Origin of the sequence: Bradyrhizobium tropiciagri, from assembly GCF_001189845.1 — a bacterium.
Classification (GTDB): domain Bacteria; phylum Pseudomonadota; class Alphaproteobacteria; order Rhizobiales; family Xanthobacteraceae; genus Bradyrhizobium; species Bradyrhizobium tropiciagri.
Window position 1 is genome coordinate 41756 of sequence record NZ_LFLZ01000005.1, and the last position, 20830, is coordinate 62585.

Here is a 20830-nt window from a genome sequence, read left to right on the forward strand (position 1 = left end):
CGATCTACTGATAAGTCGCCACGATGTCGGAGACGGCGCGCTCGAGCTGCTGGGCGGTCGCGCATTGGCGCACCACGGTGCAGAAGGTCGCATAACGCGGCATCTCGGAATCGCCGAAGCCCCAGACCATGCGGCCCTCGGGGTTGAGCCACACCAGCCGTTTCGAGCGCTCGCCGATGCGGCGCAGGATGTCGGCGCGCGGATCGAGATTGTTGCTGCGGGCATCGCCGAGCACGATCACGGTGGTCTGCGGCGTGATCGCGCTCATCCAATTGTCCTCGAAATCGGCGAAGGAATTGCCGTAGTCGGACGAGCCGAAGCCGACCTTGGACATGATCTCCTTCATCGCCTCTTCCGGCGAGTTCGATTCCAGGATGTCGCTGACTTCGATCAGATGGCCCGAGAAGGCGAACGAGCGGACGTCGTCGACCACCTCGTGCAGGCTGTGGATCAGGAGCAGGAAGAAGTCCGAAACACGCGCCACCGAGCCCGAGACGTCGCACAACGCGACGATCTTCGGCCGGTCGCGGTGCTTGCGCTTCCACGCGGTCAGGAAGGGGACGCCGCCCCAGGCCGCGTTCCGGCGCAGCGTGCGGCGGACGTCGAGGTGGCCGCGGCGCTGGCGCTTGCGCGGCTTGGAATAGCGCTCGCGCAGCCGCCGCGCGATCTGGCGGATCAGCGCGCGCATCTGCTCGACCTGACGCGGCTCGATCCGCGCCAGCGGGGCGTTGCGCAGGATCTCGTTGCGCAGATTTTCGGCCTCTTCGCGGCCGTAGAGCAGCAGGGCCTGCGAGACTGCGTCGCGAACCGTGCCGCGGAGGCCGTTGAGCGCCTCCTGCAGCCGCTCGGCGAGCGCCGGATTGCGCGTGGTCTGCTCGTCGATGTCGTCGCGCAGGCGCTGGATGCCCATCGCATCGAGGATGCGGGTCTGGAAGATGCCGCGCTGGGTGAAGTAGCGGATGTCGGGCAGCGAGGCGGCGCCGGAGGCATTGGCGATTGCGGTCGAGATCGCTGAGCGATCCTGCGACAGCAGCATCTGCGCCAGCGGCCCGACATTCTCGTTGGCGGCGCCGCCTGCGTTGTCGCCATGCTCGTCGGCCGACGGGTTGGCGCCGGATTCGCTGTTGTCGTCGGTCTTGTTCTGCTCGGCGTTCTCCTGCTGCGGCTCGGGCTGGCTGAAGAACAGGTCGAAGCATTCGCCGAGCGCGCGCTTCTCGTCCTGGGTCTTGGCAAGCGTCAGCAGGAAGGTGTCGCGCAGGATGTCGCGATCGTTGAAGCCGACCTGGGCGACCGCGCGCATCGCATCGATGCTTTCGGCCGGCGAGACCCGGACCCCGGCTCCCCGCGCCGCACGAAAGAAGCGATGCAGGTTCTCGCGCATCTTGGTTAGCTGAACACGCCCTGGCGCGACGCCTTGGCGATGAAGGATGAAATCTGCGGCGTCGCGGCCTCGATGTCGGCCTCGTATTTCAGCAGCACGTTGAGCGTGTCCTTGACGATCTCGTGGTCGAGCTCGCTCGCCTGCAGCAACACCAGCACGCGCGCCCAATCGATCGCTTCGCTGACCGAAGGCAGCTTCTTCAGGTCCAGCGAGCGGATCTCATGGATGAAGCCGACCATCTGCTTGCGCAGGGTCTGCGAGATGCCGGGCACCCGGCTCTCGACAATGCGTTCCTCCAGCTTCTGCTCGGGGAAGCCGATATGCAGATGCAGGCAGCGCCGCTTCAAGGCGTCGCCGAGATCGCGTTCGCTGTTCGAGGTCAGGATCACGGTCGGTGGCGCCACCGCGGAGACGGTGCCGAGCTCGGGGATCGTGACCTGGAAGTCGGAGAGGATTTCCAGGAGCAGCGATTCGAATTCGGCGTCCGACTTGTCGATCTCGTCGATCAGCAGCACGCAACCGGCGGGTTGCTCCAGCGCCTGCAACAGCGGCCGCGGCTCGACGAATTCCTTGGAGAAGAACACGTCGCCGAAGGTATGGAGCTGGTCGAGCGCTGCGGCCAGCGACTGCGCGCCGCCGAGCACCTCGCCGAGCTTGTCCTTCAGGATCTGGGTGTAGAGCAGCTGCTTGGCATATTTCCACTCATACAGCGCCTTGGCCTCGTCGAGGCCCTCATAGCACTGCAGGCGGATCATCTTCATGCCGCGCCAGGCGGCGATCGCCTTCGCGAGCTCGGTCTTGCCGACGCCGGCAGGGCCTTCGACCAGGATCGGCTTCTCGATCTGCTGCGACAGATAGACTGCGGTCGCGATCTGCCGGCTCGCAATATAGCCTTGTGCGGCGAGGCCGCTTTCCACGGCCTCGATCGAGGCGGTGGGCCTAGTGTCAGCCACGAGGATCAGCTCCGAATTTGCCTTGAACTCGGACCTGTTCTGCGCCCGTTACGGGCAAAGCACAAGGCTCGTTTGGCCCGCAAGCGCATGGGTTTCGCTCATGGTTCCGGGGTATTCCGCCGAGCGCAATGCCCGGAAGTTGCCGTCGCTAGCCGGCGCAGCTCTTCACGAAATCCTTGCGCTGCGGGCCGACGATCTTCTGGTCGATCGCCTGCTTCAGGCAGTCGAGATGCGCCTGCGCCATGCAGAGCTGCATCTGGTCGTGCCGCTCCTGACCCTTCAGCGCCTTCGCCGCGCTTTGGCAGGCCGCGCGCTTCGCACCAGGCACGGGCGCTGTGGACGTGCTCTCCTGCGTGGGAGCCGCCGCCGGCGCGGGGGCCGAAGTTGATTGTGCGAACGCTGCGACGGAGACCAGCAGCAAGGTGGCCGAGACCAGGGCGACGACGAGACGTTTCATGGGATGTGCCTCCGCGGGCATGATCCGGAGAAACGAGCATCGGTTTTCCGGAACGTCATGCTCAGACCAGGAAAGGATCATGATGCGATCTTGCGATTGCGCCGTGATCCACGGGGAGGCCGACAATTAAAACCCGCCGCCTGAATGCGGAGTGAATGTGCGGGTAAACCGCTTCACCTCAGCGTGAGGCCGGTCGCCGCCTCGAGCTCGGAGATCGCCTGCGCGGCGTTCGCGACCTTGATCGTGGTCATGCCCATCTCGCGCGCCGGCTTCAAATTGACACCGAGGTCGTCGAGATAGACGCAGTTCGCAGGATTCACCTGCAACGTCTCCACCATCATCCGGTAGATCCGCGGATCGGGCTTGCGCAGGCCGATCTTCGCGGACTCGATGACGTGGTCGAACAGCGCCATCACCTCGGCGACATAGAGCGTGCGTCCGCTGTGGCTGCCGATTGCGTTCGACGGCAGATTGTTGGTGATGCAGCCGGTCTTGAATTTCGCCTTGACGCGCTTCAGCGCCTCGACCATTTCGGGGCGCAGGTCGCCCGAGAGCAGCGGCAGCACGTCCTTGCCGCGCACCTCGGCGCCGAGTGCCTTCGATTCCGTCGCGAACAGCGCATCGAACGCGTCGATGCCGATCTCGGCGCGCTCGAACTTGGCCCAGGCGTTCTCGAGATGATTGGCGGCGTTGGTGCGGCGGATGATGTCGATCGGCAGGCCGCGCTCGGTCTCGTAGCGCGCGAATGCCTCGAACGGCGAGGTGGTCAAGACGCCGCCGAAATCCCAGATCACTGCCTCGATCATCAATGTCCTGCCCGTTGCAAGCGGCGGCTTCGCCTCGGGTCGTCCGGCCGTTTGGCCGAAGACAGGGAAACGCGCGTCCAGCCTTCTTTATTGGAATTGCCGCCGATCAGGCAAGCCGCCAGTTCGCGCCAAACTCCGCCGCGCGGAACGGGCTCACCAGACCATCGGAACCAGGCGATAACGCACGCGGCCGAGATATTCGGCATAGCCGTCGAGTTCGGCGGTGAGCATCCGCTCCTCCATCATCGACCGCAGGCCGAGCAGCGCCGCCATGACCGGCACGATGGCGAGGCCATACCAGGATCCGAGCAGCAGCGGCGTGCCGGCATAGGTCAACAGGCCGCTGGCGTAGATCGGGTGCCGCACATAGGCGTACGGCCCGGTGGTCACCGCGGCATGTCCGCGCTCGCGCTGGATCTTCACGACCGGCGCGGCGTAGCTGTTCTCGCGATAGGTCCGGTAAACGATGTAGAACGATGCAGCGATCATCAGCGCGCCTGCGCATCGCAGCCAGAAGGGGATGAGCGATGCCTGGTAGCGCACTGCGTCGAGCGCCATCAGCGGCAGCCATGTCAGCCACAGCAGCGGCATGATCGATGTGATGACGCGATCCCATTCGGCCTGGCCGCGCGCGGTGCGCCGCTCCGCCAGCAGCCCCGGATCATGCCTGGCGAGCCAGGCCTCGGTGATCAGTGCGCCGATCGTGATCTCGATCAGGAACAGCCAGGCGCCGGTCCAGCGCACGGTGCCGGCCGCGAGAAACAGGAGGGTTCCGAGGCCGACGCACGTGAAGACGGCGCCGCGCAGATCGATGGTCGGATGATTGCCGTTCTCGTCCATGTCTCTCTCCGGCGAACGGCAACGGCCGCGCCACCGGATCGGGCGGGCCGTTGCGTTGGTAACGAATCGAAGCGAGCGTCAACGTGCAAAGCCGGTCACGATCGGCGCGTCCAATTTCGCGCCTGTCCGGAATAGACCTTGCTCGGCATCGCACGCGCCGCCGGATCGAGCAGGACCTTCATCGCCGTGTTGAGTCTCTCCTCCGAGCTCGGCGAGCCGTCATGGCGCATCTGCTGGGGGGCGCCGGGGCCCTGCGGCGGTGCCATGTAGGCCGACGTTGTCGGCGGAGCGGGCGTGGTGGCGATCTTCGGACGGGCGACAACAGCCGCTTCCAGCGGGCGCCGTGCTTCGGCGACGGCTGAGGCTGCGGATTCCGCCGGCGGCGGGGCGGCATTGCCGGATCCAGATTGGCGGGGCGGTCTTGCCATGGCATCGGCTCCATAGGTTGGGTGATGACGACGACGTCAGGTCTTGTCCTCGTCGGATGTGGTGCGTTTGGCTATGATCGGGTTGCGGTCGCTGATCGCGGCGAGCAGCGAGGCGTGGGTCACGACTGATGACACGACGATCTTCCCGGAGGGCTCGACCCGGCGACCGTTCTGCTGCTGTTGCTGTGGGCTCCTGGCGGTGGATTTCTGCATCATGGTGGCCTCCTTGAGGACGGGTGGGGCCCGACAGTGCCGGGCCCCGAGTTCGGCGATCAGATGCCGAGGACGCCGCTGAGAGCGGGGATCGCCACCTTTGCGATCCCGCCGAGGATGTCGCCCCAGCCCTGCGGGTTGACGGACCCGTTGACCGCCACTTCAGCAATCCGCTTCGGACCGCGCTCGATGCCCTCACACTGGATCGGGCTACGCACGCTGCCGAAGGTCTCAAAGTCGTTCCTTGCGTACATGTTCAGCTCCTTCTTTCGGTTTGAATTGACGGCAACTACGGGAGGTGGTCACCCGACCGGGGTCGCCGTCGCTGGACGTCGCCCAGGGGATCGCTCATCGCGTCGATCCCCTGGACCACGTGACGCTCATGCGCGCCACGTTCTGATCTCCTCCGGACGCAGAGGAGCAATTGCCTCAATAGACCTGCCAGTACCGCAGCGGCCCGACCGCCACCGGCACCACGTCGCTGACGTCGATCGTGTACTGATAGACTTCGCGCGCCTGGGTCAGGACCTGCGTCGGGTTGAAGAAGCGGTACGTCACGTCGTGGCAATCCGAGTCCGGCCGGCAAATGACGCTCTGGTCGACCTCGACGGTGTCGAGCCGCAGGCCCTTCTTGGCGGCCTCAATGAAGATCTTCCGCGTGTTGTAGGCATTCATCGCGGAATAATTCAGCGCGCGATCCTGCGGCGAGAGACCGACGTTGCGGAACTCGTTGTAGATCCGCTCGAGGAAGCCTTCCGCACCGTCTGGCCAGGGGAGTGGTCCGAACAGTGTGAACAGATCCCATTGGTAGAAGCCGCGCCAATCGGTCACCAGCGTCGGCACGACGGTGCCGTTCAGCAGCTTGGTCGTGTTGGTGCTGTCGACCCAGCCGGCCATCGAGACCCGCGCGACGCCGCCCGGCGGCGGGAATGGCGGGTTCGCCGTCGGTCGTGCGTCGGCGTCGGCCACGGCCGCTGTCGCTTTCACCACGGTACGGGCCGTCGAGGGATCGTCGCGCGAGACCTCCTGGTGCCACAGCGCCAGGATCAGCGCGGCGAAGAATCCGAGTCCGAACACGTCGAGCGGCTTGATCGCGTAGATCGGGATCGAATCGATCGTCATCGTCCAGGTGATGGCGTCGGCGTCCGGGAAGTTGTTGCCGGAGCCGGCCGGCGCCGACGTCTCGCCTTCGGCCTGGTTCAACAGATAGCGCGCCATGATCGCCGGGTTGTACGGTGCCGAGGTGTCGCCGGAGCGGTCGCGATCCGTTCCGAACGCCGGGTCGCCGCGGCCGATCAGGCTGTCGCGCCAATTGGCGATCGCCTGCACGAAGTAGTCGAGGCGGGCTTCCTTGCCGAAATCGTAGAACAGCCGGCCAATCGGGAAGGCGAGTTGACCGGTGGGCTCGGTCGCCGTGCCCCGCGGACGCATGCCCCCGCGACAACCGCAGCTCTTCTCGCTGGTTCGTACCGCGGGCGCTTCGTACATCGGCAGCGCCTGCGGCATTGCGACGGGAAGCGCGTTGCTCGGCATCAGCGCGGGCATCTGCTGCGGCTGCAGCCAGGTTTGCGGCATCATGCCGGCGGTTGGCATCGCCATCTGCGGCATCATCATTTGCGGCATCACCACCTGCGGAGCCGATGCCGGCATCCAGACCATGTCGCCGCCCGGATGGGGAGCGTGGTACGGATACGGCGCGGGCGCTGCGATCGGCGCGGCGACGACACCGTGATCAACGGGAACGGCCATGGCCGCAGGTGCTGCCGGTGCGGCGGGCTGCGCCTCGCTTGGCATGATCCCGGCGCTGCTTCGCAGGACCGAGCCGTCCGGCCCGAATATGCGCGGAGCCGATGGTGCAGACATTGCTGATAGATCTCCCATGGAATCCTCTCTGGTTGCAGTTGGCTGAGCGGCGGATGACGGTTGGAGGAAAGGGCGCGCGAACACTCCCCAGAAGCGGGGAGACGCGGCCGTGGCACCCGACGGCATGACGGCGTCCGCCTGCTCGCCAAGCAGGGCGGCGACAGCCGCGGGAATATCGAGCCGTCCGGCGAGGCAGCGCGAGGCGCTGCCGTCGCTCTGGCAAGGCGCCGCGCTTTCGAGCAGCGCGGCACGGACGGCTTGCGGATCGGCCTTGCGTCCGTTCTGGCGCAGGCATGACAGCAAAAGCGCGACGACGCCGGTGACGATCGGCGCGGCGAAGCTCGTTCCGGAACGCAAACTGACGTTGCGGACCGGCGAGGCGCCGGCGATGTTCTCGCCCGGCGCAAGGATGCCGTTCTCCAGATAAGCGTCGCCGAAATTGCTGAAGGGCAGCGGATTGCCGGTCAGATCGCACGCGCCGACCGCGAGCACCGACGAGAGGCTGCCCGGCACCTGGACGCAGCGGCAGCCGTCATTGCCGGCGGCGGCGACGATCAGCTTGCCGGCGCGTTCGCAGGCGCGCACCGCGTCGACCAGAATGCGATCGGCCTGTCCTGTCGCGGATTGCTGGCCGCTGCTGATGTTGATGATGTCAGCGCCGGCGGCGAGCGCCTGGTTGATCGCGAGCGCCAGCGTGCTTTGCGAGGAGGGCTCGATCTGTCCGACCGCGTCCTCGCGATAGATCGAGAATACGGTCGCGCTGCAATTCGGCGCGACGCCGAGCACCGGGCTGCCGGGCGTGCCCATCAGCACGCTCGTCACATGCGTGCCGTGCTCGGACTGGATCGTCGGCGAGGACGGCGCGACGAATTCGCCGCCCATGGCGACGCGGGCCTGCCTGAGCGCGGGATGATTGAGATCGACCGGACCGTCGATGATGGCGATCTTCACCGCGGGGTCGCCACCCGACGTTCTCTGCCACAAGGCAGTCAGACCAGAGATGTCGGCAACTGGATTCATGAAATCAATCCTGGCCGGTCTGCTGCGAATTCGTGCAGCCGATCCGCTTTCCACGGCAATCTGCTTTCACGCAGCGAGCGAAAGGAGCGGTGCGCCGCTGCGTTGGTGCTGTTGTGGCAGGTGTGCTGCGAACGGCCTATTCGCCGCGGTGGCTCAAAAAGGATCGGGCCGATGATGCGGATCGACCGATCCAGGAGATCGACCTTGCGCCTCGAAAGATCGATCAAAGGATTTAGTCGCGATCGATCTCATGGCGTGATGCGCACGCAAGCATGCAAAGCCGCGCCGCATCTGCGCACCAATGCGTGCGAGTGCTGCGATAAGCCGAATACGGAATTCAGTTGGCTTGTGTCAGTCGAGCTCGCGGCGACGATCGAGAGCCGGCGCAGACGAGGCGATCCACGGCGCCTCGCGGACCCGCCGCATTGCCTGCGCCCGGCGCGGCAGGCCGAGCTTCTGCAGCACGTGATGGACGTGGTGCTTGACGGTCGCAAGGCTGAGGTTGAGATCGCGCGCGATCTCCTTGTTCGACATGCCTTGTCCGATGAGCTTGAGAACCTCGCTTTCGCGGCGCGTCAGTCCCTGGTCCGCGTCGATCGTATCGCTCTGGCGCTCCATGCAGAACAACGCGCGCAGCAGGCCGCCGGAAATCTCGGCGCTGCAGGCAAGCCGTCCCGATGCGACGTCCGAGAGCGCGCGGCAGAGCTCGTCGAAGCTGGCATTCCGGGAAATGTAGCCACTGAACCCGGCCCGGCCGCAGCGAACCACGTCACGCCGGTCCTCGTTGAGGCCGAGCGCGACCAGGGCGATGTCGGCATGCTCGCTCGCGATCACGCGCACCTCGTCGAGATCGATGCCCTGTGTGACGTCGATCAGGATGACGTTCACGCGGCCGGTCGCGAGCGCCGCGCGCAGGCCGGCAAGGTCGGAAACCGCCGCCTCGACGGCAAACTCGGCGTGGTTCTGGAAACTCGAGGTAAGCCCCTCGCTGAACAGCCTGATCGGCGTGACGACCGCGATCCTCATCAATATCCTCGAACTCTACGAAATGGCGGATGAAAAGCCGTCTGGTGGTCGACGGCACCGGCATCCAGAAAGTCATGAAGGTAAGTATGCGGTATGCTGCCAGAGGTTGTATTGTTATCGAGCTGAAATTACGGCCCCGAGACGCGCAGGATCAAGAGATGCAGTTCACATTCAGGCGTCGTGCCGACAGCACCATGCACGGTCCGATGTCTCGGATAGCGCGGCAAAGCGACGATACGAAGCGCGTGCGCACCAGGGCGCTGCGGGAAATCCGGAGGTGACTTCAACGCCGTAGTCATCGGCGGCTAGATATTTAGATAATTGACGCATGCAGGCGCGGATGCTCTGTACAAGATTGCGTGTTCACCAGGGCCGAGTGTGAGCGACGCGATGCCGCGCCTCGGATGTGCTCAATTCCGATGCAGATCGACGGGGTTCCATGACGAATTTGATTCGAGCGACGGTCATTCTGATCATGCTGATGGCAACGCCGGCCTTCGCTATTGTCGGGGGCGGCGCGCCGTCGACCGACGGCGTCGCGCGCTCCGTCGTCACCATCGTCGGCTCGCGTGGCAATTTCTGCACCGGCGCGCTGATTGCGCCGAAGGTGGTGCTGACCGCGGCGCATTGCGTGCAGCCCGGTGCCGATTACAAGATCGTCGAGTACGGCGCGGACCGGCAGCCCAAGCTGCAGGACGTCAAGACGGTTGCGATCCATCCCGGCTTCCGGATGCAGGCGATGATCAATCATGTCGCGACCGCCGACGTCGCGCTGCTGCAACTTGCGGTGCCTTCCGCAGGCAAGGCGCCGGCCGCACTCGGCATGCCCAACATCCCGATCCAGGTCGGCGGCCGCTTCACCGTCGCGGGCGTCGGTGTCACCGTGCGCGGCGACGGCAGGAGCGGCGGCAGCATTCGCGTCGCCGGCCTGATTGCGAGCGGGAAGCCCGGCACGCTGCAGATCCGTCTCGTCGATCCGGTCGGGCAGGGCGTGCGCGACGGGCTCGGCGCCTGCACCGGCGATTCCGGCGCGCCGGTGTTCGAGGACAAGCAGAGCGGGCCGGTCATCGTCGGCGTGGTGAGCTGGTCCACCGGCCCGAACGGCACCGCCGGCTGCGGCGGCATCACCGGCGTGACGCCGCTCACGCTCTATCGCGACTGGGTGATGCAGACCGCGCTGCAATGGGGCGCGAGCTTCTAGCGCTGCGGCGCGGATCGAACTGTTGGCACGCTTGGAGTTCCGTCATCCTGAGGAGCGCGTAGCGCGTCTCGAAGGATGAACGGCCCCGACTATGGCCGATTCATCCTTCGAGCTCGCTCCGCTCGCACCTCAGGATGACGGAACTAAGAGGGCGCGTCTGAATCTAATGCCCCGCCGCTTTGTTCGCGGCGGCGTTGTTCAGCACGATCAGGCCGTCGACGGCGACGCCGAGCTTGCTGTTGATCAGGAACGGGTTGACGTCGATCGAGGCGATGCGGCCGTTGGCGTCGGCCATCAGGTTGGAGAGCCCGACCAGCGCCTTCACCGCGGACGGCTCGTGCAGTGCGGGCTTGCCGCGATAGCCCTTCATCTTGACGCCGGCCTTGGTCTTGGCGATCAGCTCCTTTGCCTCGGCGGCGTCGAGTGGCGCACCGGCCAGCGCCACGTCCTTCATCAGTTCGATATCCACGCCGCCGGTGCCGAACAGCACCACGGGGCCCATCTCGGCATCGAGCGAGGCGCCGACCACGAGCTCGAGGTCAGCCTTGACCTGCTGCGCGATCAGGATGCCCTCGAGCTTCGGCTTGCCCTTCAGCTTCTTCACCCGCGCGGTGATGTCGTTGAACGCCTTCTTCACCTCGGCCGCGTTGGCAAGGTTCAGCACCACGCCGCCGATATCCGACTTGTGCAGGATGTCGGGGCTGACCACCTTGGCGACCACCGGAAAGCCGATCGCCTTGGCGATCTTCACGGCCTCGGCCGGGGTCTGCGCGACGTCTTCCTTCGAGATCGGGATGCCGTAAGCCTTGAGCAGCTGCTTCGAGGCGACCTCGTCGAGCGCGGCGGCACCGTTGGCGGCCTTCAGCGTCTTCTCCAGAACGGCGCGCGCGGACGCCTTCGAGCTCGACACGATGTCGGGCACCTCCTTGCGCAGGCCGGCATATTCGATCAGCGACTTGATCGCGCCGACCGCGCGGTCGAGGCCCTGCATGACTGCGATATTGGGCAGCGACTTGCGCAGTCCCTTGGTGAAGTCGGTAAAGCCGATCGACATCGCGCTGATATAGATCACCGGCTTGTGGGCCTGCCCTGCCATCTCGTTGACGATGCGCAGATTGCGCTCGCGCAGCTCGTGCGGCGCCTTCGGCAGCTCGGCATCGATGATGACGATGTCGGTGTCGGGATCGTCGATCATGATCTTGATCGACTTCATGTAGACGGAGGGATCGACCACGGCGGCAAATCCGGCGTCGAGCGGGTTGCCGACGATGCTGCCCGGGCCGAGCATCTTCGCCAGTTGCTCGGACGCGTTCGGGCTGAGCGGCGCGAAGTTCAGGCCGGCGGAATAGAACGCGTCGATCAGAAGCCCGCGCTTGCCACCCGACAGCGACACCGCCGCCAGCCGATTGCCCTTCGGCGGATTGGCATGGACGAAGCACTCAGTGGTTTCGATCAATTCATCCAGTCCGCGCACCCGGATCACGCCCTCGCGGGTCGAGATCGCATCGAATGTCTCGATCGAGCCGGCGAGCGCGCCGGTATGCGCCATCGCCGCGGCGCGGCCGCCTTCGGAGGCGCCGAGCTTGAGCGCGATGACAGGCTTGCCGGCGGCGCGCGCGGCCTTGCAGGCGTCACGGAACACCTTGGTGTTCCTGACGCCTTCGAGATAGACCACGATGACGCGGATGCTCGGATCGGCGGCGAAATAGCTCATCAAGTCCGGCGTCTCGAGGCCGGATTCATTTCCGGTTGTGACCATGTAGCCGACGCCGACACCGCGATCCTCCAGCGCCTGGCGGATCGCCATCACGATCGCGCCGGATTGGCCGGCGATCGCCACCGCGCCCGGCTCCATGGTGACGATGCGGTCGTCGATATTGGTGAACAGGTTCTCGCCGGCGCTGAGATTGCGAGGCAGTTCGGACCGGTGACGGCAAGCCCGGTCTCCTTGATCGCCTGCTTCAGCTCGACGGCGAGGCGCTGGCTCTCTTCATCCTGCAATTCGCTGAAGCCTGACGTGACGATGGTCGCCGAGCGCGCGCCCGCCGCGGCCGCATCGCGGATCACCTGCACGGCAAACCGCGCCGGCACCAGCACCAGCACGTGATCAGGCTTTTCGGGAAGGCTGGCGAAATCCTTGTAGCAGGTGACGCCCCAGATGGTTTCGCGCTTGGCGTTGATCGGAAACAGGCCGCCGGCATATTTGTACTTGATCAGGTTGTTCCAGATCCGTTCGGCGTAGTTGCCGGGCTTGTCGGTGGCGCCGACCAGCACGATGTTGCGCGGGTGCAGCATCGCGTGGATGCTCTTGACGATGTCGCTGGCATCAGCGGGCGGCGCCCATTTGTGGGACACATGAGACGCGGTGCTTGCGAAAGCTTCCATGGAGCCTGCCCTTATCCTTGTTCTGCTTGTTTCCTCTGGCCCACGGTGCATCACCGCAGGACGCGATTTTTCATTGCTTTTATGGCGAGGGAAAGGGGGTAGCAACTCACGCTGGCGCAAGTCAGGGCATCGCTTGCAATATCCCGGCAGGCGCAAAATCGATGCGCGTCAGGAACCCGATTCGAGGCGGTCCGAATCGGATTCGATCATGGTCGCGTGCAGCAGATAGCGCTCGGGCCCCGATGTCAGCGCGCCGAACGGCCAGCAGGTCGACAGCACGAGCTCATACCGGCCGGTCAGCGGGTCGATGCCGGATTGATCGAAACGGACGACCGCGCTGCGATCGGCCCGGTAGCGAAACATCTTGCCGTCGCTCCTCGTGACGTCGATCTCGTCGCCGATTGTGACATCTTTCAGAAACCGGAAATGGGTGTCGCGATGCGCGGAATAGACCGCGACGCCGCGCTCGCCGGCATCGACGCTCTGCTCGACATGGCCGGGGCCGAACGCCAGCGCCTGGCCGCTGCTGCCGGCAAGCACGATCGCGGAGGCATGCAGGCGCTTGATCTCGATCCGGGCCACCGGCCAAGTATCGGCCCAGCGCCACGGCTTCACGGGATGGCCGGTCGCGATGCTCTGGGCGAAAGCGCGCTCCAGCAGCACCTGCGCGAGCAGTGCCTTGGCATGGATATAGGCGCCCTGGCCGAACAGGATCAGGCCGAGGAGGGCGAAGGCGAGGGGCGGGATGAAGCGGCGCATTTTCGGCAACACTCGTCATTGCGAGGAGCGAAGCGACGAAGCAATCCATCTTTCCCCGAATGGTGGCATGGATTGCTTCGCTTCGCTCGCAATGACGCCTGGAGAAAGGCTGCGCGCGCGGCCCCTGGGGGACGGGGTGGGAAGGCCGCGCGCGCTCTTGGAAAGGAGGAGGTCGGGGGCACCTTCTCCTTTCATCCGACGTCATTGGGGCGACGTCTGACGCCGGTTGAACACCAGAAGCAGAAGGCTCACCGTGAGCAGGATCACACCGGCGATCATCTTCAGTTCGGCGTCGGTCGCGGTCTTCGGCAGCTGGATGGTGCCGGGACCTTGCGTTGCGACCGGTGACCGCTTCAGCGCGGCGAGCTGCACCTTGCCGTTGCCTGCCTCAGCGCGACGCTCGCCCGATGCAGCCGGAAGGCTCGGACGCTCGCCGAACACTTTTGCGAAATCCCAGCCTGCGGGCAGGTTAAGCGGCAGCTCGGAGAGCTTCAGTGGCGCGCCTTCGGGACGGCTCGGCGTCTTGTCGACCGCAACGAGGCTGGTCAGCCGCGTCACGAGCTGGTGCTCCAGCGCCAGCGCAAGGATGGTCTTGTCGGCATCCTCCGGGTTCGCCTGCCGCGTGGTGCGTGCAACCTCGGCATCCGCGATCTTGCGGCGTGCCCACAGCTTGGAGAGGCCCTTGCCTTCGGCGGCATTCGCGAGCGGCAGCGTCACGCTCCACGGACGGTCGCCGATGCGGCCCTTGATCTCGACCGAGCCGGCGAGCTTGTCGAGCTTCGCCGCCAGCACCAGCGGCTCGTCGCGATAGATGTCGGGCAGCGCCGACGGCGTCAGGTCGGCCGCCGCCTCGGAGAATTTCGCGGACAGGTTGGTCACCGCGGGATTCTCCAGCTTGGCAAACAGGTCGCGCATGCGTTCATCGACTTGCTCGACCGAGCCGATATGGGTGAAGGTGCCGCGGCCGAGCTCGGCGGCGCGCGTCATCAGGTAAGTGTTCGGCGCCGAACCGATGCCGACCATGAACACGCGCGAACGGCCGCGCAGCGCGCTGATGGTCTCGAACAATTGCTGCTCGTTGCCGATCGCGCCGTCGGTCAGGAACACGACCTGGCGAACGTGGTCAGCGTCGTCGTGGTTGGTGTCGGACAGTGCCGCGCGCATCGCCGGCACCATCTCGGTGCCGCCGCGGGCCTGTATCGCACTGACGAACGCCGTCGCGTTGCCGATATTGGCGCTGTTGGCTGCGACCGGCGCCGGGAACAGCGTGTCCATGGTGTCGTCGAAGCGGATCACGTTGAAGCGATCGGTCGGCTGCAGGCGGCCGAGCGCGTAAGTGAGGCTCGCCTTGGCCTGGATGATCGAGGTGCCGCCCATCGAGCCGGAATTGTCGATCACGAAGATCACTTCGCGCGGCAACGGCTTCTGCTGCGCCTGCTCAACCGATGGCGGGGTGACGAAGGCGAGCAGATAGTCGGAATTGCCGACATGCTCGCGGAACAGCCCGACCGACGGCGCCTTCTCGGCGGCCGGCTTCCAGGTCAGCTCGAAATCGCGATCGGCCGGTACCGGGCCTTCGGCAAGCTTGACGACGCGCGTGGCACTGTCAGGGCTCTCGATCCTGACCTGGTGGAAATGGCTCTTCACCTCACCGAGCGGGAAGCCGGCGTTGAGATGCACCGTGATGTTGGTCGGATTGATCGGCGCGTTGGTGGCGGGATCGAGCACCTCGGATGAGATACGATCACGATCCGGCACCGGATCGGTTGACGTGGCGCCCCAGCCATTGCCATCGGCACGGAGGTCGACGCTCTGCACCACGGGGCGCGGATTGTAGCGCGGGCCGACCACCATCGGCACCCGCAGCGAGAACTCGTTGCCGTTCTGCTGCACCGGCTCCTGATATTCGATCTGCACCAGCACGGTTTCGCCCGGGCCGATATTGGCGACCGAGTTGGTGAAGATGTTCGGCCGCTCCTGCTCGGTGAGCGCGGCCTTCTGGCCGTTCTGCTTGGCCTGCTCGTAGATCGCGCGGGCCTGCTGCCGCTCCTTGATGTCGCCGACCACGATGCGATCGCCGACAATCATCTTCAGCGTATCGACCGCGCCGCCCGCCGGCAGCGGGTAGACGTAGGTCGCCTCCACCCAATCCTTGGTCGGGTTGCGGAAGATCTGTGTGACGCGGGCGCGGACGGTCGGGCCCGACACGGTGAGGTCGACATCGATGCCGAGCCTCAGCGCATCCTTATAGCCGTCGTCGGTCTTGAACAGCAGCGAGCCGGAGCGCGCCTCTGATGGCCGCAGCACCGCCTGTTGCGGCAACTCGGCCGACCACACCGGATCGAAACTCAGGAACAGCGCCGCAAAGCCGATCACCAGCGCGGCCACACCTTCCACCAGGAAGAACAGCACGATCCGCATCCTGCGCGACAGGCGTATCTGCGGACTGCTCTCACGTGCATCGTAAATCGTCATTGTCGTCACTCCCGAGCGAGACTTTCGCTGCTTCGCAATCATGGAGAGCGGCGGTTTTGGCGCGAGCAGAATGATCGGCAATGATTGGCCGTCGCCCGGCGCGGCCCGCCGCCGGCCAAGGCGGGTTTGTGCGGTTTTGTGATGGATTGTCCGGTCTGCTAGACTGCGCGGAATCAAGGGGAACCGGGCAGGAATCAGAATGCCGACGCCTGACAAGCAGCTTTCGGCTGAGCAGAGCCAGCAGGTCGCGGAGACCATCCGCGAGGAAATCGCGCGCCGCCGCATCTCGCGGCAGACGCTGGCCGAGCAGGCGAAACTCAGCCTCTCGACATTGGAGAAGGTGCTCGGCGGCCGCCGCCCGTTCACGCTCGCGACCACCGTGCGGCTCGAGCAGGCGCTTGGGGTTTCCCTGCGCAAGCTGCCGGAGACGATCACGGTGACGGCGCCCGCCAGTGGCGGGATCGCGCCCGATAGCCTCGGATCCTATTCGCGCCGGTCGGTGGCGCGGATCGAAGGCACTTACATCACGGTGCGGCCGTCGTTCGGCGAGCCGGGCGCGTTCTATGCCTATCGCACCGAGATCGCCTGGGACGACGCGTCGTCATCGCTCGGCTTCCGCGAGGGCGAGCGGCAGGACGCCGATTACACCCAGTATGGCGAGGTCGCGGTGCCCAATGAATCGGGCTTCGTCTATCTCGTGACCAACAGGCACGGCCAGCATCGCGTGATCACGGTCTCGCGCCCGCGCAATTCCGGCGAGATGTACGGCATCATCACGACGCTGCTCGCCGGCCGCGGCTCGCTGCTGACGCCGGTCGCCGCGCCGATAGCGTTCCTGCCGGTGAAGAACGTGCCCAAGCCGAGCCTCGGCCGGGTGTCGGCCGACGATGCGAACTACGCCGTCTATCGCGAGCATCTGCGCCGCACGATCGACGAGCCGTTTGCGATCTTCCTGCCGGGATAAGTCCCGACAAGATCATGCCGGGCTCGGACGCGCGGGCGCGACCACGCCGGCGATCAGCACAGCAAGGATGCCGGTCAGGAAAATGCCGTCGAACGTGCCGGCACCGCCGATCGACGCGATCGGCGCGCCGAGGCTGCCGATCTTGTCGAGGTTCAACAGATCGGCGCCGAGCAGCGTCCCCATCGAACCGCCGATATAGGCGAGCGGTGCGGCATATTCGCGGGACAGCAGCAGCGCGAGGATCGCGGTCGCCACCACAGGGACGAACACGGGAACGGCGATGCCCATGCCTCGTACCGGCGTGGCGCTGGCATGGACAATGGCTGCAATGACGATCGTCGCGATCGCAGCCCTCAGCCAGAGCTGATAGCGCAGCATCAAATAGGCGGACATCACGGCCGGGATCACAGCGCCGCCGACATTGACGGCGAGGATCGTGCTCGGCGATGCCAGATAAGGCACGACATAGCGCATGCCGAAGAAGTCGACGACCTGTCCCGATCGCACCGGCGGGCCGGGCAGCACGGTGATCGGGATATTGAAGTAACTGCCGACCAGCGAACCGAACAGCAGCAGCAACGCGACACCGGGACCGACGCCGAGCCGCATATAGGCGTAGCGCAGGATGCGCAGCTGGATCAGCACCACCAGCGCCACAGCGGCGAACACCAGGATCGAGAAGAATCCCGGTGTCAGCGGCAGATAATGAACTTGGGAATGCATCGGTTCGGCAGTCCGGGTTCGGCGCAGCCCCTCTCGTCACGTAGGAATTCTCAGTAGAAACACAAGGACGGTGCCTGTCCCGTCATCCTGAGGAGCGCGTAGCGCGTCTCGAAGGATGCACGGCCACCGGCCGGGCCGTCGACCCTTCGAGACGCCGCTTCGCGGCTCCTCAGGGTGACGGTGAGAGAGCCACTGCACCCCGCAAAACAACGAAGCCGCCCATACGGGCGGCTTCGCGACACGTTGGCTTGTCGCCTGCTTGGCGCTAGCCGCCGGTCTCCGCGCTGATGATGTCGCCGAACAGCTCCCACTGTCCGTTCTTGAACTGCATCATCTTGAGCTGCTCGACCGGCGCGAAGTCGGTCGCGCTGGTGTTGATCTTGATGCCGGGGATCAGCGTGTCGGGCGCAAAATCCCTCAGGCTGGCGGCCTGCTTCATCACGTTCTCGCGCGTCAGGTTGTCGCCGCACTGTTTCAGCACCTGCACCATGGTCTGCGCCGCGGCATAACCATAGACCAGGTTCGCGTCCGACAGGTTAGCGCCCGGCAAGTACTTCTCGGCGAAGGCCATGAACTTCTTCATGCCTTCGTCATTCTTCCACTGCGGGTCGGACGCGTCCTTCAGATAGCCGGCCGACAGCACGCCTTCGGACGCGTCGAGGCCGGCGGGCTTCATGACCGCGCCGATCGAGATCGAGACGTCGGTCATCACGTGCATCGGCTTCCAGCCGATCTCCGCGATCTTCTTGATCGCCTGCGCGGCGAATTTCGGCGTCGAGATGTTGACGAACACGTCGGCGCCGGTGTCCTTCAGCTTGACGATGTGGGAATCGATCGACGGCTCCGTGGTCTCGTAGCTTTCCTCGGCGACGATCTTGACGCTCGATTTGTCGAGCACGTCCTTGAGGCCGATCAGGTAGTCCTTGCCGAAGTCATCATTGGCATAGAAGATCGCGACCTTGGCGTCCGGCTTGGCCTTGAGGATGTACTTGCCGAAGATCCGCGCCTCGACGCGATAGCTCGGCTGGAAGCCCATGGTCCATGGGAAATCCTTCGGATCGTTCCACTTGCTGGCGCCGGTGGCGAGGAACAGCTGCGGCACCTTCTTGGCGTTTTGATACTTCTGCACCGCGGTCTGGGTCGGCGTGCCCAGCGCGTTGAACACCAGGAAGACCTCATCGCTCTCGATCAGCTTGCGGATTTGCTCCACGGTCTTCGGCGGCGAGTAGCCGTCGTCATAGGAGATCCAGTTGATCTTGCGGCCGTTGATGCCGCCCTGATCATTGATCATCTTGAAATAGGCTTCCTCGGTCTTGCCGATGACGCCGTAGGCGGAGGCGGGACCGCTATAGGCCTCGACATTGCCGATCTTGATCTCGGTGTCGGAGGCGCCGGTGTCATACTTCTTTTGGGCAAAGGCGGCCTGGGTGGAAAGCAGGCAGAGCGCCGCGGCGGCGGCCAGCAGCGACAGTTTTGTGGTTTTCATAAAGGCAATTTCCTCGATCTATTCTGGTTGGGGACTCAACGCAACGAACCCATAGCCGGTCCCGGCAAACGATTATGGGCAACACTTCTCTCGACATGGCATGAGACGCAACGCGCGTCCGTGCGATCAAGCGGCAGTATCGGTCGGCTTCGGCTGGCTGAACTGTTGCCGAAGCGTCGGCTTATGAATTTTGCCTGTCGCATTCCGCGGCAGGACATCGATGAACTCGATCAGGCGCGGGCATTTGAACCGCGCCAGATTGGCCTGGCAATGTGCGTGGATCTCGTCCGGCGTCAGCGTGTGGCCTGGCTTCACGGCGATCACGGCCATCCCGACCTCGCCCCACTGCTCGTTCGGGATACCGATCACGGCGGCTTCGGCGACGGCCGTCAGTTGATGCAGCACGCTCTCGACCTCGGCCGGATAGACGTTCTCGCCGCCGGAGATGTACATGTCCTTCCAGCGGTCGACGATGTAGTAGAAGCCTTCCTCGTCGATCCGCGTGGCGTCGCCGGTATGCAGCCAGCCGTCGGTGAACGAGGAAGCGTTGGCGTCCGGCCGGTTCCAATAGCCCGGCGTGATGTTCGGGCCCTTGACCCAGAGCTCGCCGAGCTCGCCGACCGCGGCATCGCTGCCATCGGGCCGCGCGATGCGCACTTCCGTGTGCAGCACCGGCTTGCCGGACGAGCCGGCCTTGCGCGCGGCATCCTCGCGGTCGAGCACCATCACCGCCGGCGAGGTCTCGGTCATGCCATAGCCCTGCTGCAGCGCGACGCCGCGCGCCTCCCAGGTCTTGAGCAGCGGCACCGGCATCGGCGCGCCGCCGACGCCGCCGATCGTCAGGCGGCTGAAATCCGCCGACGCGAAATCCGGATGCTGCGCCATGAACTGGTAGATCGCGGGCACGCCGAAGAACACGTTGATGCCCTGCGCGGGATCGCTGATCAGTCTCAGCGCCTCGCCGGGATCGAAGGTGCGCATGATCAGCACCGTGCCGCCGGCATGCAGCACCGGGTTGGTGTAGCAATTCAGCCCGCCGGTGTGGAACAGCGGCAGCACGGTCAGCAGCACCGAGGCCGGCGAGATGTAGGCGGGGCCGCCGAGATTGACGCAATTCCAGAACGTCATCCCATGCGTGATGATCGCGCCCTTGGGCTGACCCGTGGTGCCCGAGGTGTACATGATGGTCGAGATGTCATCGAGCGTGACCTCCTCGAACCGTTCGAGCGGCCTGGCCGCCGCGATGCCGGCTTCATAGGCGCCGCCCGGGCCGAGCCTCACGGTCGACGCGACATCGCAGAGCTTGGCCACCGCAAGCGCGGTCTCGGCGAGGTCGTCGTCATGGATCATCACCTTCGGCGAGGCGTCGCCGGTGATGTAGCGCAGCTCGGGAACGGTAAGGCGGGTATTGAGCGGCAGGAAGACCGCGCCGATCCGGAAGCAGGCGAACTGGATCTCCAGCGTATCCGTGGTGTTCAACGCCAGCACCGCGACCCGGTCGCCATTGGCAACCTTCAGCCCGTCACGCAGCCAGGCGGCGAGCCGCGACACACGGGCATCGAGCTCCGCATAGCTAAAGCGGCGTCCGCTTGCGAGATCGACAAGCGCCATCTTGTCCGGCGTGCGCCGGCGATGATGCGCGATCCAGTCGTAATAACGAACCGGCACATGTCCCTCCTCTGGAACGGCAGTCTTGCGCCGCCTGTTCCTGGCTCGATTGATGCCATGAATTGGCAGTGGAGGGGGCGTATCGGGATACTGTCTTGCGTTTAGTGGCTGGCGGGTGGCCAGATGGAAGGCGGCTCCGGCGGACAGCCACTCGACGCAAGTGAACCGGGAGAAATCCGGAC

The 20830-nt window shown here is 65.2% G+C and carries 19 protein-coding genes and 1 pseudogene; 3 read left to right on the forward strand and 17 right to left on the reverse strand.

Annotated features, from left to right (window positions below):
- Positions 1–4 precede the first annotated feature (4 nt).
- From AKN84_RS06060 to AKN84_RS06110, 11 genes are all read right to left on the reverse strand, one after another.
- A complete protein-coding gene (locus AKN84_RS06060) occupies positions 5–1381 on the reverse strand; it encodes a vWA domain-containing protein (protein ID WP_050419841.1) in 1377 nt (458 codons plus the stop codon).
- Between the two features lie 5 nt (positions 1382–1386).
- Positions 1387–2334, reverse strand: a complete 948-nt coding sequence (locus AKN84_RS06065) for an AAA family ATPase (protein WP_021078095.1) — start codon at positions 2332–2334, stop codon at positions 1387–1389.
- 148 nt (positions 2335–2482) lie between these two features.
- Positions 2483–2791: a hypothetical protein gene (locus tag AKN84_RS06070; RefSeq protein ID WP_050419842.1), complete on the reverse strand. Its 309-nt coding sequence runs from the start codon at positions 2789–2791 to the stop codon at positions 2483–2485.
- A gap of 173 nt (positions 2792–2964) precedes the next feature.
- Positions 2965–3597 carry an HAD-IA family hydrolase gene (locus AKN84_RS06075; protein ID WP_193399631.1) on the reverse strand — a complete coding sequence of 211 codons (633 nt, stop codon included), beginning with the start codon at positions 3595–3597 and terminating at the stop codon, positions 2965–2967.
- A 153-nt stretch (positions 3598–3750) separates the two neighbouring features.
- Entirely contained in the window at positions 3751–4437 is a 687-nt protein-coding gene (locus tag AKN84_RS06080) for a methyltransferase family protein (RefSeq protein ID WP_050419844.1), read from the reverse strand.
- Positions 4438–4532: 95 nt separating this feature from the next.
- A complete protein-coding gene (locus AKN84_RS06085) occupies positions 4533–4865 on the reverse strand; it encodes a hypothetical protein (RefSeq protein ID WP_050419845.1) in 333 nt (110 codons plus the stop codon).
- Between the two features lie 36 nt (positions 4866–4901).
- Complete coding sequence (locus AKN84_RS06090; protein WP_050419846.1) at positions 4902–5081, reverse strand: hypothetical protein; 180 nt, start codon at positions 5079–5081, stop codon at positions 4902–4904.
- Between the two features lie 56 nt (positions 5082–5137).
- Entirely contained in the window at positions 5138–5332 is a 195-nt protein-coding gene (locus AKN84_RS06095) for a hypothetical protein (protein WP_050419847.1), read from the reverse strand.
- 175 nt (positions 5333–5507) lie between these two features.
- On the reverse strand, positions 5508–7961 hold the full coding sequence (locus AKN84_RS06100) for a S8 family serine peptidase (RefSeq protein ID WP_050419848.1): 2454 nt from the start codon (positions 7959–7961) through the stop codon (positions 5508–5510).
- On the reverse strand, positions 7958–8188 hold the full coding sequence (locus AKN84_RS06105; protein WP_050419849.1) for a hypothetical protein: 231 nt from the start codon (positions 8186–8188) through the stop codon (positions 7958–7960). Before AKN84_RS06105 ends, AKN84_RS06100 begins: the two co-directional genes overlap by 4 nt.
- 124 nt (positions 8189–8312) lie before the next feature.
- On the reverse strand, positions 8313–8987 hold the full coding sequence (locus AKN84_RS06110) for a LuxR C-terminal-related transcriptional regulator (RefSeq protein ID WP_050419850.1): 675 nt from the start codon (positions 8985–8987) through the stop codon (positions 8313–8315).
- Between the two features lie 29 nt (positions 8988–9016).
- Between AKN84_RS06110 and AKN84_RS06115 the strand changes: the two genes are divergently transcribed.
- The gene (locus tag AKN84_RS06115; RefSeq protein WP_050419851.1) at positions 9017–9268 is read left to right on the forward strand and encodes a hypothetical protein; all 252 of its coding nucleotides are present in this window, start codon (positions 9017–9019) and stop codon (positions 9266–9268) included.
- Between the two features lie 158 nt (positions 9269–9426).
- A complete protein-coding gene (locus AKN84_RS06120; RefSeq protein WP_050419852.1) occupies positions 9427–10188 on the forward strand; it encodes a S1 family peptidase in 762 nt (253 codons plus the stop codon).
- A gap of 163 nt (positions 10189–10351) precedes the next feature.
- Here AKN84_RS06120 and AKN84_RS06125 read toward each other — a convergent pair.
- From AKN84_RS06125 to AKN84_RS06135, 3 genes and pseudogenes are all read right to left on the reverse strand, one after another.
- Positions 10352–12573 (reverse strand): annotated as a pseudogene (locus tag AKN84_RS06125) (acetate--CoA ligase family protein).
- A gap of 168 nt (positions 12574–12741) precedes the next feature.
- Positions 12742–13332: a class GN sortase gene (locus AKN84_RS06130; protein WP_050419853.1), complete on the reverse strand. Its 591-nt coding sequence runs from the start codon at positions 13330–13332 to the stop codon at positions 12742–12744.
- Positions 13333–13533: 201 nt separating this feature from the next.
- A complete protein-coding gene (locus AKN84_RS06135) occupies positions 13534–15753 on the reverse strand; it encodes a marine proteobacterial sortase target protein (protein ID WP_430649890.1) in 2220 nt (739 codons plus the stop codon).
- A gap of 253 nt (positions 15754–16006) precedes the next feature.
- Between AKN84_RS06135 and AKN84_RS06140 the strand changes: the two genes are divergently transcribed.
- Positions 16007–16771 (forward strand): helix-turn-helix domain-containing protein, encoded by a 765-nt coding sequence (locus AKN84_RS06140; protein WP_050419855.1) that lies wholly within the window; start codon positions 16007–16009, stop codon positions 16769–16771.
- A gap of 12 nt (positions 16772–16783) precedes the next feature.
- On the opposite strand, the gene AKN84_RS06145 is transcribed toward AKN84_RS06140, so the two are convergent.
- The 3 genes from AKN84_RS06145 to AKN84_RS06155 all read right to left on the reverse strand — a co-directional run bounded on the left by AKN84_RS06145 (position 16784) and on the right by AKN84_RS06155 (position 20648).
- Positions 16784–17494 carry a DUF1614 domain-containing protein gene (locus tag AKN84_RS06145; protein WP_050419856.1) on the reverse strand — a complete coding sequence of 237 codons (711 nt, stop codon included), beginning with the start codon at positions 17492–17494 and terminating at the stop codon, positions 16784–16786.
- 265 nt (positions 17495–17759) lie between these two features.
- Positions 17760–18980: an ABC transporter substrate-binding protein gene (locus tag AKN84_RS06150; RefSeq protein WP_050419857.1), complete on the reverse strand. Its 1221-nt coding sequence runs from the start codon at positions 18978–18980 to the stop codon at positions 17760–17762.
- Between the two features lie 126 nt (positions 18981–19106).
- On the reverse strand, positions 19107–20648 hold the full coding sequence (locus AKN84_RS06155; protein ID WP_050419858.1) for an acyl-CoA synthetase: 1542 nt from the start codon (positions 20646–20648) through the stop codon (positions 19107–19109).
- Positions 20649–20830: the final 182 nt, after the last annotated feature.

Coding starts and splice junctions, on each gene's coding strand:
- AKN84_RS06130 (WP_050419853.1), bottom strand. CDS start 13,332: ATGCGCCGCTTCATCCCGCCCCTCGCCTTCGCCCTCCTCGGCCTGATC.
- AKN84_RS06120 (WP_050419852.1), top strand. CDS start 9,427: ATGACGAATTTGATTCGAGCGACGGTCATTCTGATCATGCTGATGGCA.
- AKN84_RS06140 (WP_050419855.1), top strand. CDS start 16,007: ATGCCGACGCCTGACAAGCAGCTTTCGGCTGAGCAGAGCCAGCAGGTC.
- AKN84_RS06060 (WP_050419841.1), bottom strand. CDS start 1,381: ATGCGCGAGAACCTGCATCGCTTCTTTCGTGCGGCGCGGGGAGCCGGG.
- AKN84_RS06085 (WP_050419845.1), bottom strand. CDS start 4,865: ATGGCAAGACCGCCCCGCCAATCTGGATCCGGCAATGCCGCCCCGCCG.
- AKN84_RS06150 (WP_050419857.1), bottom strand. CDS start 18,980: ATGAAAACCACAAAACTGTCGCTGCTGGCCGCCGCCGCGGCGCTCTGC.
- AKN84_RS06145 (WP_050419856.1), bottom strand. CDS start 17,494: ATGCATTCCCAAGTTCATTATCTGCCGCTGACACCGGGATTCTTCTCG.
- AKN84_RS06100 (WP_050419848.1), bottom strand. CDS start 7,961: ATGAATCCAGTTGCCGACATCTCTGGTCTGACTGCCTTGTGGCAGAGA.
- AKN84_RS06090 (WP_050419846.1), bottom strand. CDS start 5,081: ATGATGCAGAAATCCACCGCCAGGAGCCCACAGCAACAGCAGCAGAAC.
- AKN84_RS06080 (WP_050419844.1), bottom strand. CDS start 4,437: ATGGACGAGAACGGCAATCATCCGACCATCGATCTGCGCGGCGCCGTC.
- AKN84_RS06095 (WP_050419847.1), bottom strand. CDS start 5,332: ATGTACGCAAGGAACGACTTTGAGACCTTCGGCAGCGTGCGTAGCCCG.
- AKN84_RS06075 (WP_193399631.1), bottom strand. CDS start 3,597: ATGATCGAGGCAGTGATCTGGGATTTCGGCGGCGTCTTGACCACCTCG.
- AKN84_RS06135 (WP_430649890.1), bottom strand. CDS start 15,753: ATGCGGATCGTGCTGTTCTTCCTGGTGGAAGGTGTGGCCGCGCTGGTG.
- AKN84_RS06070 (WP_050419842.1), bottom strand. CDS start 2,791: ATGAAACGTCTCGTCGTCGCCCTGGTCTCGGCCACCTTGCTGCTGGTC.
- AKN84_RS06110 (WP_050419850.1), bottom strand. CDS start 8,987: ATGAGGATCGCGGTCGTCACGCCGATCAGGCTGTTCAGCGAGGGGCTT.
- AKN84_RS06115 (WP_050419851.1), top strand. CDS start 9,017: ATGAAAAGCCGTCTGGTGGTCGACGGCACCGGCATCCAGAAAGTCATG.